Source organism: bacterium (genome assembly GCA_022763185.1).
Taxonomy (GTDB): domain Bacteria; phylum Bdellovibrionota_G; class JALEGL01; order JALEGL01; family JALEGL01; genus JALEGL01.
The window spans coordinates 1-15,807 of record JALEGL010000008.1; the positions used below are offsets into that span (position 1 = coordinate 1).

Annotated in this window: 15 protein-coding genes and 1 pseudogene; 10 read left to right on the forward strand and 6 right to left on the reverse strand. The window is 33.7% G+C overall.

Annotation, left to right across the window (positions count from 1 at the left end; all coding sequences use genetic code 11):
* Nucleotides 1-523: hypothetical protein (locus tag MRY82_05090; protein ID MCI5072300.1), on the reverse strand; the 523-nt coding region annotated here is incomplete at its 3' end.
* A 340-nt stretch (nucleotides 524-863) separates the two neighbouring features.
* Between MRY82_05090 and MRY82_05095 the strand changes: the two genes are divergently transcribed.
* Entirely contained in the window at nucleotides 864-1,457 is a 594-nt protein-coding gene (locus MRY82_05095; GenBank protein MCI5072301.1) for a hypothetical protein, read from the forward strand.
* 51 nt (nucleotides 1,458-1,508) lie between these two features.
* On the opposite strand, the gene MRY82_05100 is transcribed toward MRY82_05095, so the two are convergent.
* A complete protein-coding gene (locus MRY82_05100) occupies nucleotides 1,509-1,715 on the reverse strand; it encodes a hypothetical protein (GenBank protein ID MCI5072302.1) in 207 nt (68 codons plus the stop codon).
* 429 nt (nucleotides 1,716-2,144) lie between these two features.
* Here MRY82_05100 and MRY82_05105 point away from each other — a divergent pair, with 429 nt between their 5' ends.
* Both MRY82_05105 and MRY82_05110 read left to right on the forward strand, forming a co-directional pair.
* Nucleotides 2,145-2,564: a hypothetical protein gene (locus MRY82_05105; GenBank protein ID MCI5072303.1), complete on the forward strand. Its 420-nt coding sequence runs from the start codon at nucleotides 2,145-2,147 to the stop codon at nucleotides 2,562-2,564.
* Nucleotides 2,565-2,972: 408 nt separating this feature from the next.
* Nucleotides 2,973-4,118 (forward strand): hypothetical protein, encoded by a 1,146-nt coding sequence (locus MRY82_05110; GenBank protein MCI5072304.1) that lies wholly within the window; start codon nucleotides 2,973-2,975, stop codon nucleotides 4,116-4,118.
* A gap of 386 nt (nucleotides 4,119-4,504) precedes the next feature.
* Here MRY82_05110 and MRY82_05115 read toward each other — a convergent pair whose 3' ends face one another.
* Together MRY82_05115 and MRY82_05120 are read right to left on the reverse strand one after the other, a co-directional pair.
* Nucleotides 4,505-4,921, reverse strand: a complete 417-nt coding sequence (locus MRY82_05115; protein MCI5072305.1) for a DUF4174 domain-containing protein — start codon at nucleotides 4,919-4,921, stop codon at nucleotides 4,505-4,507.
* A gap of 134 nt (nucleotides 4,922-5,055) precedes the next feature.
* On the reverse strand, nucleotides 5,056-6,342 hold the full coding sequence (locus MRY82_05120) for an APC family permease (GenBank protein ID MCI5072306.1): 1,287 nt from the start codon (nucleotides 6,340-6,342) through the stop codon (nucleotides 5,056-5,058).
* Between the two features lie 411 nt (nucleotides 6,343-6,753).
* Between MRY82_05120 and MRY82_05125 the strand changes: the two are divergent.
* From MRY82_05125 to MRY82_05135, 3 genes and pseudogenes are all read left to right on the forward strand, one after another.
* Nucleotides 6,754-7,058, forward strand: a pseudogene (locus MRY82_05125) (arsenical-resistance protein).
* A gap of 466 nt (nucleotides 7,059-7,524) precedes the next feature.
* Nucleotides 7,525-8,229: a hypothetical protein gene (locus MRY82_05130; GenBank protein MCI5072307.1), complete on the forward strand. Its 705-nt coding sequence runs from the start codon at nucleotides 7,525-7,527 to the stop codon at nucleotides 8,227-8,229.
* 39 nt (nucleotides 8,230-8,268) lie between these two features.
* The gene (locus MRY82_05135) at nucleotides 8,269-9,705 is read left to right on the forward strand and encodes an SGNH/GDSL hydrolase family protein (GenBank protein MCI5072308.1); all 1,437 of its coding nucleotides are present in this window, start codon (nucleotides 8,269-8,271) and stop codon (nucleotides 9,703-9,705) included.
* A gap of 152 nt (nucleotides 9,706-9,857) precedes the next feature.
* Here the strand turns inward: MRY82_05135 and MRY82_05140 are convergent, their stop codons facing one another.
* Nucleotides 9,858-10,517, reverse strand: coding sequence for a hypothetical protein (locus MRY82_05140; GenBank protein ID MCI5072309.1), 660 nt, complete (start codon nucleotides 10,515-10,517; stop codon nucleotides 9,858-9,860).
* 281 nt (nucleotides 10,518-10,798) lie between these two features.
* Here MRY82_05140 and MRY82_05145 point away from each other — a divergent pair, with 281 nt between their 5' ends.
* The 3 genes from MRY82_05145 to MRY82_05155 all read left to right on the forward strand — a co-directional run bounded on the left by MRY82_05145 (nucleotide 10,799) and on the right by MRY82_05155 (nucleotide 13,879).
* A complete protein-coding gene (locus tag MRY82_05145) occupies nucleotides 10,799-11,908 on the forward strand; it encodes an S-(hydroxymethyl)glutathione dehydrogenase/class III alcohol dehydrogenase (protein MCI5072310.1) in 1,110 nt (369 codons plus the stop codon).
* 21 nt (nucleotides 11,909-11,929) lie between these two features.
* Entirely contained in the window at nucleotides 11,930-12,760 is an 831-nt protein-coding gene (gene fghA / locus MRY82_05150; GenBank protein ID MCI5072311.1) for an S-formylglutathione hydrolase, read from the forward strand.
* A 180-nt stretch (nucleotides 12,761-12,940) separates the two neighbouring features.
* Entirely contained in the window at nucleotides 12,941-13,879 is a 939-nt protein-coding gene (locus tag MRY82_05155) for a glutathione S-transferase family protein (GenBank protein MCI5072312.1), read from the forward strand.
* Between the two features lie 59 nt (nucleotides 13,880-13,938).
* Here MRY82_05155 and MRY82_05160 read toward each other — a convergent pair whose 3' ends face one another.
* On the reverse strand, nucleotides 13,939-14,667 hold the full coding sequence (locus MRY82_05160; GenBank protein MCI5072313.1) for a hypothetical protein: 729 nt from the start codon (nucleotides 14,665-14,667) through the stop codon (nucleotides 13,939-13,941).
* A gap of 112 nt (nucleotides 14,668-14,779) precedes the next feature.
* On the opposite strand from MRY82_05160, the gene MRY82_05165 reads away from it, so the two are divergent.
* On the forward strand, nucleotides 14,780-15,802 hold the full coding sequence (locus MRY82_05165; protein ID MCI5072314.1) for a phosphotransferase: 1,023 nt from the start codon (nucleotides 14,780-14,782) through the stop codon (nucleotides 15,800-15,802).
* The last annotated feature ends 5 nt before the right edge of the window (nucleotides 15,803-15,807 follow it).

A 15,807-nucleotide genomic window follows, 5' to 3' on the forward strand; every position in this document is an offset into this window, starting at 1 on the left:
TTGTATAAGAAATCTCTATTAAGTCAGGTTGAACAACAGGTTGATTGTTTTCATTTAAAAAGTATTGGCGAGCTTCTTTTTCTATATCAAGCAATAAAGAGTTATCGCTATTTAAGTAAAAATCTAAATTTAAATAAGAAAAAACATCATTTTCAAAGTCCCAGGTTTCATAGGCATGAGGTAAAGTTACATTAAATTCCCTTAGATAGTCTTGAGATATTATTGATCTATTTTTAACAATATGGTCACTAAGTTGGGGGTCTCCCAAAATGAGGTTGTTTTCAATTTTGATGTCGTCTGTAAATACAATATTCCTAGCTGCATCCATAAACCAGGTCCATTTGCCTCTAGTAATTGAATCTATAGCTTCTTCAGTAAGAACTTTAGGTGATTGAGATTCTTCAAATTGAACCAAGTTTTCCCAAACTTTGTCACTCAAGTTTTGTGTTGAAATACCTTGTGCAAAACATAGGTTGGTAAAAATAATAGCCAATAAATATAAAAAACAAGAATTTTTTTTCATAACAGTAACCCCTAAAAAATACAGTTAGTTAATATAACAGGTATGTTATATAACAAACAATGAGACATTTGGACAGTGAAAAATAACGCGCATTGACAATTTTGACGTTATCAGAGAAAAGATAACCGGGTACCATTATTCTGAATTATTTGTTTAGGTGCCAGGCATATTTTTGTAACATGATGCATTTCAAAAGTACGCCTGGCACCTAAACATGGCATTAAGTTCCGGGGACAGCTACCTTATTTCTCCATCCGCATAATTATAATTCAGTCGACTGTCCCCGGAATTAGTCTCCGGAATTATGACACCTAAACTAAAAATGATATATGTAGGGATCATGACTAATTTAGAATTTTTAAAAAAAAATTATAAAGCTATTCTTTTTGAAAAAACAAATTCTTCGACATTTAATATTGTTATAAATGACTATGAAGTGTTTGATGTTTTTGAAGATTATTTAATTGAGAAGCTAAACATAGAATACTCTCATATGTTTAATTTAGATAAAAGCTATAAATTAGTATATGAAAATTTAGATGTTATAAAGCAGATTGTATTATTAGACTTTTTAAATACAATTTCTGTAAAAGTGGATAAAAAAACACGTACTGATATAGAAAAGCCGTTCTGGCAAACAGTCTACGATTATATTTTTGAAATATTAAATATAAATAAAGATATTTTAGATCAGTCGACGGTTGATGCTGTTAGGCACTATTTAAATCATGATGAGTATGAACTTGCTTTTGAAGGTCTTTTTATTGATATTATTAAATATAAAGTGACACCTATGCTAGATATTGAAAAAGCAAAGAACGTTGCTATTTCATTAAATTTGAATCATGAGTCAGTACTAGATGCAGAATTTTGGAGTAACTTTGAAAGCTACTTTTTGAATTCTGGGGACGTGTATCGAAATAGTAGAAAATAGAAAAGGTATCCAGTTACTTTGTAATTCCGGGGACATGTACCGAAATCTAAATTATCTGGGTTTAAGTAAGGCCTCTTTGTGTGTATGTGCCAGGCAGTAAGCAGCAATCTGAACCTGATATGCACTTGAAAATAAAGCTAGAAGTTCAAGAAAGACTTGATAGTCTTCGTCTTTAAAAAATACCATTTGCCGACGATTTCCCCGGTTGACAAGATGATGAGCAATATTAGGAACAACTACACGAGATAATCTGGCCATTCCTCTTTCAATAGCAATTCCAATACCAGGTTATTTAGATTACGGTATACGTCCCCGGAATTGAAAATTTCCATATAGGTAAATATATTTATATCGAAAATCAAAAGGGCGAATGTATTGATGATATTTTGGTATTTAATGATTGAATTTTTGTTCAAGAAAATGGTTTCTATGGCTTTAATGACTTTAACTATTAGAGTGAAGTGAAAACTCCCCGACGTGTAGTTCACAGCAATGTATAACATTGAAAGTTGCGCCAAAATAAAATGTTTGGAACTTATCAGCACTTAATTGCTTAATCATAAAACACTGTTTTAATGGTTAAAATTCCTATTTTTATATAACCAAAAAAGCACAATACTTTTAAAAGATTTTTATTTGAGAATAAAGATGCGATGTGTTATTAAATAGAAAAATTAGAAAGGGAAAATGATGAAAAACACAATTAAAATATTATTAATCTCATGCACGATATTATTTGGAGCCACCAATTTATATGCCCGTGACTGTTCCAAAGGAGACTATGTAAAGCTAAACAATCTGTGGGTATCATGGCTTTTGAAACAAAATTTAGACACAGAGGATTATCCAGCAGTTTTTGAAGGTGAAAATGGCAATTGTCAATTGTTGTGTGAAGACTATCAATTAGAGAGAAGTAGAAAATATTTAATGGTATACAGCTATATTAATAATTGTAATGGTAAGAGTGGCATACCTGCAGATTATTATTATTGGAAAAAACAAGATTTAGAAGGTTTAGGGGTTGATTTCTATGATCCAACATCTTCATCACTGTTGCCACCAGGGCAAAAAAATCCAGTTTCCGATGACATAATGCGTATAGAATAGGTGAGCTTTTTTTTAATTCTAAGGAGTTAAAAAGGGGCGGTTAGGTCAATCACATTGGCATTGTATCATTAATGATCAGGCGTTAGGCGCATTGTTTTGGTGCAATGCAGTAGATTGTGTGCAGCTTTTGCGAAATGTCTCCGGCAATCTAATTTGTATGCTTTGACTTTATTTCCGTACTTCAGAAAAATTTGAGTTATATGTGTATGCTTCTTAGATTTAAAGCAAAAAGTGAAAAAATGTGGTCAACAAACGGCAAAGCCAGCTCCAAATTTAAGAAAATACATTGCGTCTAGCTAAGGGGAAAATTTACTTGCTTGAGCTGTAAAATAATGCAATACATTTTTAATTGACGTGCTGTGTAAAGTGATGTACCAAAATCTGCCAAGAGTTAGGGGAAAAAAAGCCATGAATAAAAAATATATTTTATCTATTTTATTTTTATTTAATTTATTGAGTATGCCAGCAGTTTTTTCGGGGCCTGCACTCGAATGGGTACAACAGTATGCTTCAACCAGTCCATTTGAATCTATTAGGAAACGGACGTACATCAAAGAATTAAATCAAAATCAGTTGTTTAAATTGCAAAGTAGTTCGCCATCTGTTCAGTATTCAGCTAAACGTTATCAAAGAAATGGCCAAAGTTTTAGCTCAATGAGTGCACAGGATCTAAATCAGTATGTAAAGCGCTACAACCAAGATTCTCAGATTAAAGGTTGGGATAAAACGATTCGGCAAAACATTGAAGCTAGTATTCGGGAATATGAACCTGGACAAGGTGATTTAACAATTATTGTTACAGGAACACTGCACGGGATTGATTTTTATCTCAATCAATTGGTGACCAAAAGTTTGTCTGATTATCATATCGTATACGCCATTGATTATTGGAGTGAGGATAGCTTGCGAATATCCAGGGATTATAAAGAAGTGATAGAAACGGCTGGACCTCAAGAGCTGAACTTTTTTATGGGTGCCAGTCCAATTTTTCGCAGATTCCAGGATCCAAGGATGCGGAGATTTCGTAAACAAGATAGTGATGCACCCTTCGTACAAAACTTGTATGGGATGACGTACTATTATTTGAACCAACACGAGTCGCTGAAAAATCAGCAAAATTTGTACGATCAGCTCTATCCTCAGGAAAGTATCGATCAAATGCCTGATGTGATCATTTATTTAGATTCGCACAACATGCACTTGGCTGGTTTTCATTCAAAGCTCCCCTCGACTCATCAATTGAGTATGGATAATGTAGACCATGTAAGTTTTTTGATTGAAGGCTATGAGGCCAGAAAAGAGTTGTACCAATCTGATTTAGATATTTTGGCCTATTTTAGGGTAAATTCAAGTACACAGGCCGGTTTTTGCAAATATCTGCAAGGGGAATATCCTAATGGCGGGGCGCCCAATTGGGTCAAGAAAATCTGTAAAGATGCTCGAATCATAAAAAGTTTACGTGGAGTGAAAATTTTAGATTGGTGGCGCAAGAACCCAGATTTACCGGTCAATTTTTATGGGTTAGCAACTCCTAAGTTCTCTCTAGAGGACTAGTCTCACTCAAATTGTGAGGGTAAAGGTAAAGTCCTTTTCAAGCTATTATTGCTTATTAAACTATTAACCTTAAGTCATAGGCTGCTTTTGGTAAGCTGCCTTACAATACGTAGCGTTTGGGATAAGTGATTGAAAGCGGAGCTTTGTGATCGTTTTTCCTGAATCAGTAAGGGTGCTTTGAATAACATTTGTTCCCGAACTGCACTGCATTTTCCTCTTTTAAGAGTTCGTTGAAAAGGATTTTTATTTCAGCAATAGTTATTGCCTTGTTTTTTTCTTAGAGTTGACTGAACAACAGTTAAAGTCTAATTGCGTAGAGTATATTTCATAAGCGTTATGAAAGGCTAATGATGAATCGCATCTAAAATATACATCTTGCATGTTAACTATTTCATTTCTTTTATTCTCATTGGCATTTGATCGATTGCGTCAATAAAATACTTGCAGCTTTGAGGTCTAGCAGATTGTTTTTTTACTTCTCCATCCAATCCAATGAGAGAAACCTTAAAAAATTGATTATTATTGTTGGAAGTTTGAGGTTTTAAGAAAATTTTAATTTTTCTTTCAGTGAAAGCATCGTAACAGTTTATAAACAAGTTTTGCTGTTGCTGTGTGTTATCATTCTCAACTATAATAACCCTATGCCGCCAACGATTCTTTTTTAAGTCAAGCACCTTTGTATAGAGTTGAGTGATATTAGAGGCATTAGAAATAAGGGGTATACTGAGAATCGTTAAGAACGAAAAATATATAGAGTTATTTAGACCTAGCAAAAATAATTGAAAGAACTGTTTAAGAAGCATGGCTTCTTATCTTATGAGGTCTGTGATAAAAAAACATGTTGTGCATTTATATTTATACCTTGAGAAGCGCAAGATATTTCTAAATCTAATTGATTCCGGGGACAACAGAATATCCCCGGAATGCCAGAAACCATTTATATTTTTGAATTTTTGAATTGATACATTTGATATGTTTTTTTTCTTACCATGAAAATACTTGCTGCAACAATCGATGCCAAAGCTACTCCTATATATTCACTGAAGTTAAGACTTGATAACAAAGTGCTTAACATGACAATAGTTAATAAAGGAATAATGGGCTTTTTGGGGTCTTTCTTGATGGCTGCGATAGAACATAAAATGTACATGCTGATCGCAGATAAATTAGCAATAATGACCAGTTTACTGAATGTTCCGGTTAATGAAAATACGGTTACAATAAGCAGTAATGTAAAAATAGCAGCATTTGGCGTTTGTGTTTTTGGATTGATGTAGCCTAAAAACTCAGGAAAAATCTTATCTTTACCCATTTTGTATAGGATACGTGGAATTCCCAAGGACATGCTACTTAAATAACCAAACATTGACAGCACCGTTGCCACAAGTAATAAGGTTTTACCTAAAGGTCCCATAATACGTTCTGCAGCAAAAGCTAAAGGAGCATGTTTTAATGCAACAATTTCTGGCCCTAAAATATTTTGCGAAACTATTTGTAAACACATATAAACTAAAAGAATAGCAGTCATACCAATAAATAAACCTTTTTTAAGGGTGTGCTGTGGATTTTTAATCTCTTCACTTGGAGTTAAAGCACTTTCAATTCCCATAAAAGCAAACATAAGTACTAAAGCCGCCCTTATGACTGCTGTCAGTGGTGAAGAAGGCGTTATCGTATTTTCCAAATATACACCTCCTAACTTAGTTAAGCCATAGCCAATAAGGATGAGTAGTGGAAGAAGCTTAAAAAATGTAATTATGGATACTACATTAGCTCCAGTTTTAACGCCTTTGACATTACTCAGACCTAAAATAGTAAATACAGTCACAATGATTAAGGTTTTTGCCCCGATAGAAGCAAAACTAGGAAACAAAACAAATACAGCTTCTACCAAGGCATTGGCTACTGAAGCCATTGCAAAAATACCCAAGAGCAAAAGTAAAAAGCCGGTTATGAATCCAGATAAACCTCCCAACTCTTTTTCGACGTAAGCATACGGCCCCCCTGACTCAGAATTTGAATTACCTACTTTGATAAAAACAATAGTTATAAATACTGTGGTTAAAGCGCAAATGATATAGGCTAAAGGCGCATAGGCTCCTGCAATTTCATAAACTTCACCTGGGAGGCGAAAAATTCCACCCCCCACAGTACAATTAAATACGATAGCCGCCAAACTTATGGGGCCAATAGCTTGTTTAAGTACATTTGATTTTTGATTCATTATCATTCTTTCCTCTTGTGCAAAGTGCACCGGTTGTTTAAGACGTAGTATATAAAAAAAAATTATGGATTTTGGGTAGAACCCAAATTAAGCTATGAATGGCGCTGGGCGCCAATGGAAAGAGTGATGAAAATGAGAAATCATTAAGAACACTCTCTTTCTAAACGCGACTCCGAATTTTTTGTCAACCCTTTTTGTTTTTGCTCCGCTCTCAAAGCTATTTTGAGGAATAAAAATTACTTTTTTTATCTAGCATGGATGCTAAGTACCTACATTTATATATATGAGTTTATTTTCTAAACATGTGGCAAATAACTCAACATCAAGTAGCCGAGGCCCACTATAGCTAATTCTTGCTTTCAATTATAAAAAATATATTGAATAAAAGTTACGGGTAGTGAATCCAAAAAGATGCAATTTTTTGAGCAATATTTAAGCATTTGGGTAGCTCTTTGTATTGTGTGTGTGGCATTATATTAGGAAAAATTTTTGGTGATTCAATATCCTTTCTTGTTGATATGAATATTGCGACAGTAAATATTCCTGTTGCAGGACTCGCTTGGTTTATGATTTTCCCTATGATGGTGCAGATTGATTTTACTTCAATCAAAACTGTAGGTAAAAACCCCAAAGCCTTCTTTCTCACACTAATCGTAAATTGGTTGATAAAACCATTTACCATGGCTTTTTTTGCATGGGTTTTCTTTGATAAACTGTGTTTAGGTGCCAGGTATATTTTTGCAACACGATGCGTTTCAAAAATACGCCTGGCACTCTAACTAGTAGTTCATAATCAAATCAATATTGGATTGCGGTGTACTAATAATCATATGAAAATGATTATTCATGAGTACAAAGCTATGAAGATGAGCCTGATATCGATCAGAAATAGTTTAAAAATTAGGTGCAACAGATGTACCAAACTTGTTGTTGTAGAATAAAAAACCACTCTCTATTGTTCTATCTTGCGTAGATATGGTAAGTAAAGGCACTTGTACGAATAAGCTTTTCCTGGGCATGCTCTAAATAAAGCAATTAACATACCGAAATCTCCCCAAAGTAACCGGATACTTTTTTGCTAAAAAATTTTTACAAATATAAAAGTTGTAGTAGAGTTAATTTGTGTTTTTATACCGCTACGTAATTAAATCACAACGTTTAGGATTTACTCTTGTTGAGATCATGATAGCAGTGGTTATTATTGGTGTATTGGCAGCTGTCACTGTCCCTGCATATCTAGAATATGTACAAAAATCGAGAGCTTCTGAAGGTGCTTTGGCAATTCGTTTTTTTTATGATGCTGAGCATGTTTTTGCCTCAAAAAACCAAATGTTTGTCAATGATTCTACTCATGGTCAGGTGCCATGTAGACCGAGTCCAAGGTTTGTCAGTATTTGTACAAAAAGCTTAGATGGAAGTACAATTAGAGATTACCCCCCTAGCATCAAACGCCCTTTTGTCATATATCATGATAACAATTATTTTACTTACAATCCTTCAACGAGAGTTTGCACGATGGATAACTATTATGGTCATCCAAAATTACTTAATCTTGGGGGAAATGGACCAACGAGATTCAGGGGAACGGAATACTATACAACGTTTCCTACACCTACTTTCTTTTTGGTGCGTGCCCGTCAAGATCAAGCATTGGTTGATGAATACGGGGCATCTTTACCAAATACATTAATGATTACTGCAATTGCTGATTTAGATGGTGATAATGACGATGACGGCGTCTGGTGTGAAGGAGGAGGAGTTGGCTTATCTCCATCAGAATCATATTTTGATATTAAAAATCTGCATATCTATGCACGAGGAATGTATATTGATGTTTTAGGAGAAGTTAAGGGAACTGGAATGATTGTTGTTAATGAAAACGATTAATAATAGATAATAAAAAAACATTGTGAGAAAACTAATTTCATGATACGTTGCGTTATTGTGATTAAGGGGCGAAGTATATCCGGTTTTATTTTATCAATGTGTCTGGTTTTATTTATAAATGCTAACGCACAAGAAAACCAATATAAAATAGGTGTTGTTGGGGACTCTATTAGTGCCGGATTTTTAACTTGGTCTAATAAAAAAGCATTTCCATATGTGTTAAGTGAATTTGCTAAACAAATTAGAAAAGATTTATCTCTTACGGCTATTGATGCATTAGAAGGAAGATCATCCACAGAAGCCTTGATTCTTACTAAAAATATTATTCAGAATAATGATATCAATGTGTTGATACTTGAATTGGGAGGGAATGATTTAATTTATCATCAAACTTTTGATGCAGAAAGCTATAAAAAAAATATAACTTCTGCAATTGATTATGCGCTCAACCAAAATATTAAAGTTGTTTTTACACCTACAACTGTTCCAAATCATTTGATGGAAAGTCAAAGTTGGTTCGGTACAGATAAAGTGTTTAATTTAGAAGAAATTGAACTTTATCAAACTACAAATGAAGCTATCTGCTTAGACTTTGAAGAAAATACTAGTTTTCATTGCTACCCAAATCTATTTTATACGCTAGAAAAAAAACACTTTTTTGATGCTGTTCATCCTACAGCACTTGGGCATCGCATGATTGCGTACGAACTTTTAAAATGCATAAATGGTTTTATTCCGCCAAATAAAGAAGATTTTATCAAAGAGTTGGATATTAGTATGGTTGAGTCGGAGAATACAGCCTCTATAGGTCTTGGCGATTTGACAAACTACTTCATAACAAAAAATAAAATAAACTTATCTAAAGATTTGGAGACCTATCGGTTTGAAGTGTTTGAGAATCAGCAATTATGTACTGTAGGTGAAGAAACATTTTCTTTTCAAATTGATTCTGAATGGGATAACTTGTTTCGTTTTGCAGCTAAAGATGGAGAAGATAAAAATGTTTTTGAATATATTAAAAGAAAAAATAAAAGACGTATAGGTTCACGTAATGCAGTATTTATGAATAAATTTTTAGACGTTGAGAATTATTACCTAGGGAACGTTGAATATAAAGCTGAAAAATTTATTACTTTAGCTCCTCAAATACTCAATTCTGTATGCCATCGTTTATCAAAAATTGATAAGAGAACAAAAATTGACTTATTTGAAATATTTTGGAGCATGTATCAACTTGATAAAGTCGCAACATATTTACTTACGAAAGCTCCAGATATAAAGCAACAGACTCAACTTAAGACAATAAAGCAAGCTGCAATGACAGTAAAAGATCGTTTGGTTGACAGAATCAATATACGTTTTAAAGCATTAAAATTATCTGCTGCAATTACAAAAAAACTGTACGAAAGTCTCAATCCTGAAGTTTTAGAATTTTTATCTGAAAATGGCTTTGCTGTTCCTAATGATTATAAATAAATTTTTCTAAAGAAGTTGATTTTTTTGATAGGAAATTTGTTAGAAGCGAACCGACTTTTAATAAAAAATTGTGGACACTTGATACGTTTAAAGCTCTTGACCTAAGTTTTTGTGTAGGCAGTTAAAGAAATTTTGAAAAAGCTATTTTAGCATTAGTGTGTTTTACGTAGGTGTTGTTTGAATGCCTTTAGTTTTTCTCTGCTTATTTTATCTTCTTCATTAGAACAGCGAAGAGATAGCAGTAAGGATGTTGTAGAGACTGGGTCTGTATCGTTTTCATAAGCCCAGTTATAAAGCATATCAATTTTATCCATTATTGAAGCTTCATTTATAAATAAATTGTTTTGATTTTCAATAAAATTATTCAGTTTATTTAATTGAATTAGGGTTTGTTCTTGATATTTGCGTTTACTTTTTTTATCCAAAATTATAGCTGATCCTGTGATAACAGCTCCCAATGAGTAGCCAATCGTTTTGTCTGTTGAATCTCTTGGAGTGTTATACCCATCTTCAATGCTTGGTATTTTAAAGCTTAAAGCAAAAATAAAAGCCGTAGGTAAAAAGATTGATTTAAAGGTGTGTTTTTCAAAAAAGCTTCTGGATACCTTTTGGATTGCATCTTGACAGGTACTTAAATCATCTAATTGATTAAGCATAAACGTATAGCTAGCAAGACCAGCGTTAATAAATTCGTCTGAATAAGGAGCTTGTTTTAAACTAAGGATATAATTTGTTTCGTTAACTTGAGCATGAACATAAAAAGGTAAAAGCATGTTAAACAAAGTAAAAGCTAAGAGTGTTTTTTTAAGCATTTTGAAAATATAGCTGCAACTTGTCATTAAGGTCAAGAGGAAAATAAAGTCACTAGACACACTAAGAGTTCTAGGGTGATCAACTGAATTGGATTTATGTAAATCAAAAGTCTTGTAGCTATTTCTGGAACCAACAAACTTGAACAAGTGAGCTGCGGTGACATAAAAGCCAATATAAATATATAGATCTATGATTTTTTAGTAGGTATTGGAGCTTTTGATAAACATATAGTATGTCAGGTGATAATAGTTTCATAAAATAATGTCACCAAGGAGTTGCAATGAAAGTTAAAGCCGCCGTAGCCTGGAAGGCAGGAGAACCTCTTAAAATTGAAGAAATTGATTTAGAAATGCCAAAACGGGGTGAAGTTTTGGTTAAAATTACCGCCAGCGGCGTCTGTCATACAGATGCATTTACTTTGTCTGGAGATGACCCTGAAGGCATTTTCCCTTCAATTTTAGGGCATGAAGGTGGCGGTATTGTTGAAGCTGTTGGCGAAGGCGTAACAACACTCAAACCTGGAGATCATGTGATTCCGCTGTACATTCCAGAGTGTAAAACATGTAAGTTTTGTCAATCTGGAAAAACCAACTTATGTCAAAGCGTGAGAGAAACCCAAGGTAAAGGCTTAATGCCGGATGGAACAACCCGTTTTTCAAAAGATGGCCAACCTATTTACCATTATATGGGCGTATCCACTTTTGCAGAAAAAACAGTTGTTCCTGAAATTGCTTTGGCTAAAGTAAACCCTGAGGCCCCTTTAGAAAAAATTTGTCTATTGGGTTGCGGTGTTACCACGGGGATTGGCGCTGTTCTTAATACTGCAAAAGTAGAAGAAGGAGCTACTATCGCTGTCTTTGGTATAGGAGGCATTGGTTTGTCTGTTATTCAAGGGGCCAAAATGGCCAAAGCCAAAAGAATTATTGCTGTAGATATTAATCCAGATAAAAAAAAGATAGCCATGGATATGGGAGCCACTGACTTTGTTAACCCCAAAGAAATTGAACAAAGTATTGTTGAAAAAATTGTGACGATGACTGAGGGAGGTGTGGACTATTCATTTGAATGTGTTGGCAATACAAAGTTAATGAGAGATGCTTTAGAGTGTTGCCATAAAGGTTGGGGACAGTCCATTATTATTGGTGTAGCAGGTGCTGGCCAAGAAATTAGTACCCGACCGTTTCAGTTGGTAACAGGCAGAGTATGGAAAGGCTCAGCGTTTGGAGGTGTCAAAGGACGCAGTGAATTGCCAGGTTTTGTGGAGAAGTATATGTCAGGAGATATTAACTTGGATGATTTGGTCACTTTTGAAATGCCAATAGAAGAGATTAATAAAGCCTTTGAGTATATGCATGACGGTAAAGCCATACGTTCAGTGGTAAAATTTTAAATAGTTAGGAAGCGTAAGGTTATGGATAAAGTTAAATCGCATCGATGTTTTTCTGGGGTTACAGAGTTTTACAAGCATTCATCTGAAATCACGGGTACAGAAATGAATTTTTCTGTGTATCAACCCAGCAATGATATTAAAATAAAAGGAGGGTTAATTTGGTTGTCTGGCTTAACCTGCAATGAAGAAAACTTTATTACCAAAGCCGGAGCGCAAAAGTTTTTAGACGAGCATGGGTTAATCATTATTTGTCCTGATACTTCTCCCAGAGGACTTAATTTAGAGAATGAGCATGAAAGTTATGATTTTGGCTCAGGAGCAGGTTTTTATGTGGATGCAACCATTGATCCATTTAAAACCAATTACAATATGTACTCCTATATCAATGAAGAGTTGTATGCTTTATTTAATGAGCATTTTAAATTAAATGGTAATATTTCTATTTTTGGTCACTCTATGGGTGGGCATGGGGCTTTGACGCTTGGCTTGAAAAATCCAAGTAAGTATAAATCTATTTCTGCTTTTTCTCCGATTGTAAATCCAATGAACTGTGCATGGGGACAAAAAGCATTTAAAGGATATTTAGGAGACGACCGCAAACAATGGGAAGCGTACGATGCTTGTGAGTTGTTAAAATCGGGGAAAAAACATGAACAAAGCATTTTAATTGATCAAGGTACTGCTGATGAATTTTATCCTGAGCAGTTGTTGACTCAAAACTTTGAACAGCTTGCACAAGAATATCAGCAAGGCTTACAAGTCAATTACCGTGAAGGTTTTGATCATTCATATTACTTTATTGCCTCGTTTGTTGAAAACCATATTAAACACCATGCCAAGTATTTAGGATAAAGCAATTACAAAATAGCAATAGCGCGTTACCTATTTGTGTTGAATAGGTTTAACTGTGGATAAAATGAATATTTTCAGATCTGAGTCTGTTATGCATTGGCTGGACTGGATTATTCATAAGATTATTTTGCATAACTAAAGTAAGATTGTTTTTTTTATTTAACATGTTAGTAAAATCTTATGGGACATTTAAGACAGGGTGTATGGAAAAGTGGAGATGTTGTTACCAGCAATGATCAAGGTGAATTTGATAGAGAAAAAACAACGTTTAGAGAGTCCATTTCATTGGATCATCCACAGTTTAAGCCTGAAAAAAACAGATATCACTTGTATGTAAGCTATGCATGCCCTTGGGCACATAGAACGCTAATTGTGAGGGAACTAAAAGGTTTAAATGATATTATAGATGTCAGTGTGGTTCATCCAGACATGCTTGAGCATAGTTGGACATTTGATTCAAGTTTTGAAGGGGCTACAGGCGATCAACTCTACGGATTGAATTATTTGTATCAAATCTATCAAAAATCTGATCCAAACATAAGCTGCAAGGTTACAGTTCCAGTTTTATGGGATAAAAAAACCGAACAAATTGTTAACAATGAATCTTCAGAAATCATGAGGTTATTCAACACTTCATTTGATGATTTTACAGATTCATCCTTAGATCTCTACCCAAAGCACCTTCAAAGTCAGATTGATAGTATCAATGAATGGGTCTATAAAGATATCAACAATGGGGTCTATAAAACAGGCTTTGCACAAAATCAAAAAGCTTATGAAAAATCTTTTAAAGCATTGTTTGCAGCTTTGGATAGAGTAGATACTATTTTGGAAAAAAATGATTATCTTGTGCAAGGCACGCTCACTGAAGCAGATATTAGGCTTTTTACCACGCTAGTACGTTTTGATTCCGTGTATTACGTCCACTTTAAATGCAATGGTCGACGTATAAAAGACTATCCCAATATTTCTAAGTATTTTTTAAAAATGCTTAATACTCCTGAGATATTACGAACAGTTGACCAAGATCATATCAAAAGACACTACTATTTTTCTCATGATTTTATCAACCCCAAACAAATTGTTCCATTGGGGCCATTGGATTTAAATAATAGCTAAAACATTTTGGATGATTGATTCATTGTTGAGTTAGGTTAAAACAATCAGTTGACTTGTAATTATTTTTTTTGGAAGAAAGAAGATTTTTTTATAGCTTCACATTGTGATTTTGATATCTTTTTTTCTTTAGCAGAATGTGAAAGGTAAAGTTTTTTATTTTTTTCAGCTTCCTTAGTGCTATATGTATTGAGCAAAATATGTAAAAGTTCATGTGTTAAGATGCTATGGCTATCACTGTAATATTTTTCTTCAGAACAATCGTATGCGCCTTTGCTTAACCAAATACTGTTACTTAAATTTTTTTCTTCCCCATTTAAGCCAAATCCATCAATAAAGTATGGTGCAAAAGAAACGCCATCATCAAGGCAGCTTAGTTGTAAATCTTGGTTAACAAAATAAACTGGAATGGATTGTGGGTGATGAAGTTCAAGCACCTTAACCAAGTTAAGCATCTTATTGTAATCCCGAGGGGATATTTTTATTTGCTGAGTACTATCTTCATTTTGAATATGAAAAGAATATAGGTTTATTTTGCCAAATTCTATGTCACAAAAATCTATAAACTGTTGCTTGGTTTTATCTATGAGTTCATCTATACTGTTTTCATCCCATCGGCTTTGTTCAAAAAAAATTAAATCTAGGTTAATTGAGCCTCTACCAGAGAATAGAGTCTCTTGGTTGCTAAGTGTAAGACTGCTTCTATTCTGCGCAAATAAACTGAATATATAAAGTGCAGCAAAGATTAAACCCAAATAAAACAATGGTTTAGTGTTTTTGGATGGCATCATACTCATATATTAAGCAATTTTTGTACCAAGGCTTAATAAAAAAATATCCAATTACTTTGTTTGATTTTATCATAAAGTGGTCTTTTTTTTTATAATCACTTAGTCTGTTGCAATGATAATTCCAAAAAAACGACTGTTTTTAGATTATTTGCCAAAAGGGTATTTTTTAGATCTGGATAATCAAGAAGATTTGTTTAGCTATTTAAAAAATAAAGAATGGTTTACTCCTGATGAACAGATTATAAAAGTAAATAAAGCTGGTGAAGGTAATATGAATTTCACCATACGTATTCAGACAACAAAAAAATCATATATTTTAAAACAAGCCCGGCCATGGGTAGAAAAATTTCCTGAAATTGAAGCCCCTATACAAAGAAATTATGTTGAAAAAGCATTTTATGATCAAGTTGCGCAAGATGAGTTTTTAGCAACGCAAATGCCCAAAGTATTGCAAGATGATAAAGAGTCCTGCCTTTTACTTATGGAAGATCTTGGTAAAGGTAAAGACTACTTGGAGCTTTATCAGGGTAAAAAAATCACTGATCAAGAAACAGAGCAGTTATTTCATATTTTAAAACGTTTGCATGCATTAAAAGTTCATGACAGCCAGTCTTTTTTAAATGATAGAATGCGAGAGCTAAACCATGCCCATATGTTTGCTATTCCATTTCAAAATAACAATGGACTTAATCTAGACCAAATAACACCAAGTTTAGAAAATATTAAGGCTGAAATTATAGAAGACCAGAATCTATTAAAAAACATTAATGATTTAGGAGAGCGTTACTTAAACTCTAGTAGCGGCAGTTTACTGCATGGTGATTTTTATCCGGGCAGTTGGCTGCAAACAAGTTCAGGTATAAAAGTACTTGATCCTGAGTTTTGTTTTTTAGGTGAAAAAGAGTTTGATTACGGAATCATGTATGCTCATTTAATAATTGCGAATCAGAACCTAGCTATGTTTGAAACAATAAGTCATGCATTGAATATGTCTTTGCTATCAAGATATGCTGGGGTTGAGATATTAAGACGTTTGCTTGGCTATGCTCAGCTTCCATTAAAAATGGACTTACAAGAAAAAGAAAAGCTTATACAACGTGCCATATTTTTATTAAATTCCTCTAGTACTGAATAAAATCA

Coding starts and splice junctions, on each gene's coding strand:
- MRY82_05095 (MCI5072301.1), top strand. CDS start 864: ATGACTAATTTAGAATTTTTAAAAAAAAATTATAAAGCTATTCTTTTT.
- MRY82_05100 (MCI5072302.1), bottom strand. CDS start 1,715: ATGGCCAGATTATCTCGTGTAGTTGTTCCTAATATTGCTCATCATCTT.
- MRY82_05105 (MCI5072303.1), top strand. CDS start 2,145: ATGATGAAAAACACAATTAAAATATTATTAATCTCATGCACGATATTA.
- MRY82_05110 (MCI5072304.1), top strand. CDS start 2,973: ATGAATAAAAAATATATTTTATCTATTTTATTTTTATTTAATTTATTG.
- MRY82_05115 (MCI5072305.1), bottom strand. CDS start 4,921: ATGCTTCTTAAACAGTTCTTTCAATTATTTTTGCTAGGTCTAAATAAC.
- MRY82_05120 (MCI5072306.1), bottom strand. CDS start 6,342: ATGAATCAAAAATCAAATGTACTTAAACAAGCTATTGGCCCCATAAGT.
- MRY82_05130 (MCI5072307.1), top strand. CDS start 7,525: ATGATAGCAGTGGTTATTATTGGTGTATTGGCAGCTGTCACTGTCCCT.
- MRY82_05135 (MCI5072308.1), top strand. CDS start 8,269: ATGATACGTTGCGTTATTGTGATTAAGGGGCGAAGTATATCCGGTTTT.
- MRY82_05140 (MCI5072309.1), bottom strand. CDS start 10,517: ATGCTTAAAAAAACACTCTTAGCTTTTACTTTGTTTAACATGCTTTTA.
- MRY82_05145 (MCI5072310.1), top strand. CDS start 10,799: ATGAAAGTTAAAGCCGCCGTAGCCTGGAAGGCAGGAGAACCTCTTAAA.
- fghA (MCI5072311.1), top strand. CDS start 11,930: ATGGATAAAGTTAAATCGCATCGATGTTTTTCTGGGGTTACAGAGTTT.
- MRY82_05155 (MCI5072312.1), top strand. CDS start 12,941: ATGGGACATTTAAGACAGGGTGTATGGAAAAGTGGAGATGTTGTTACC.
- MRY82_05160 (MCI5072313.1), bottom strand. CDS start 14,667: ATGATGCCATCCAAAAACACTAAACCATTGTTTTATTTGGGTTTAATC.
- MRY82_05165 (MCI5072314.1), top strand. CDS start 14,780: ATGATAATTCCAAAAAAACGACTGTTTTTAGATTATTTGCCAAAAGGG.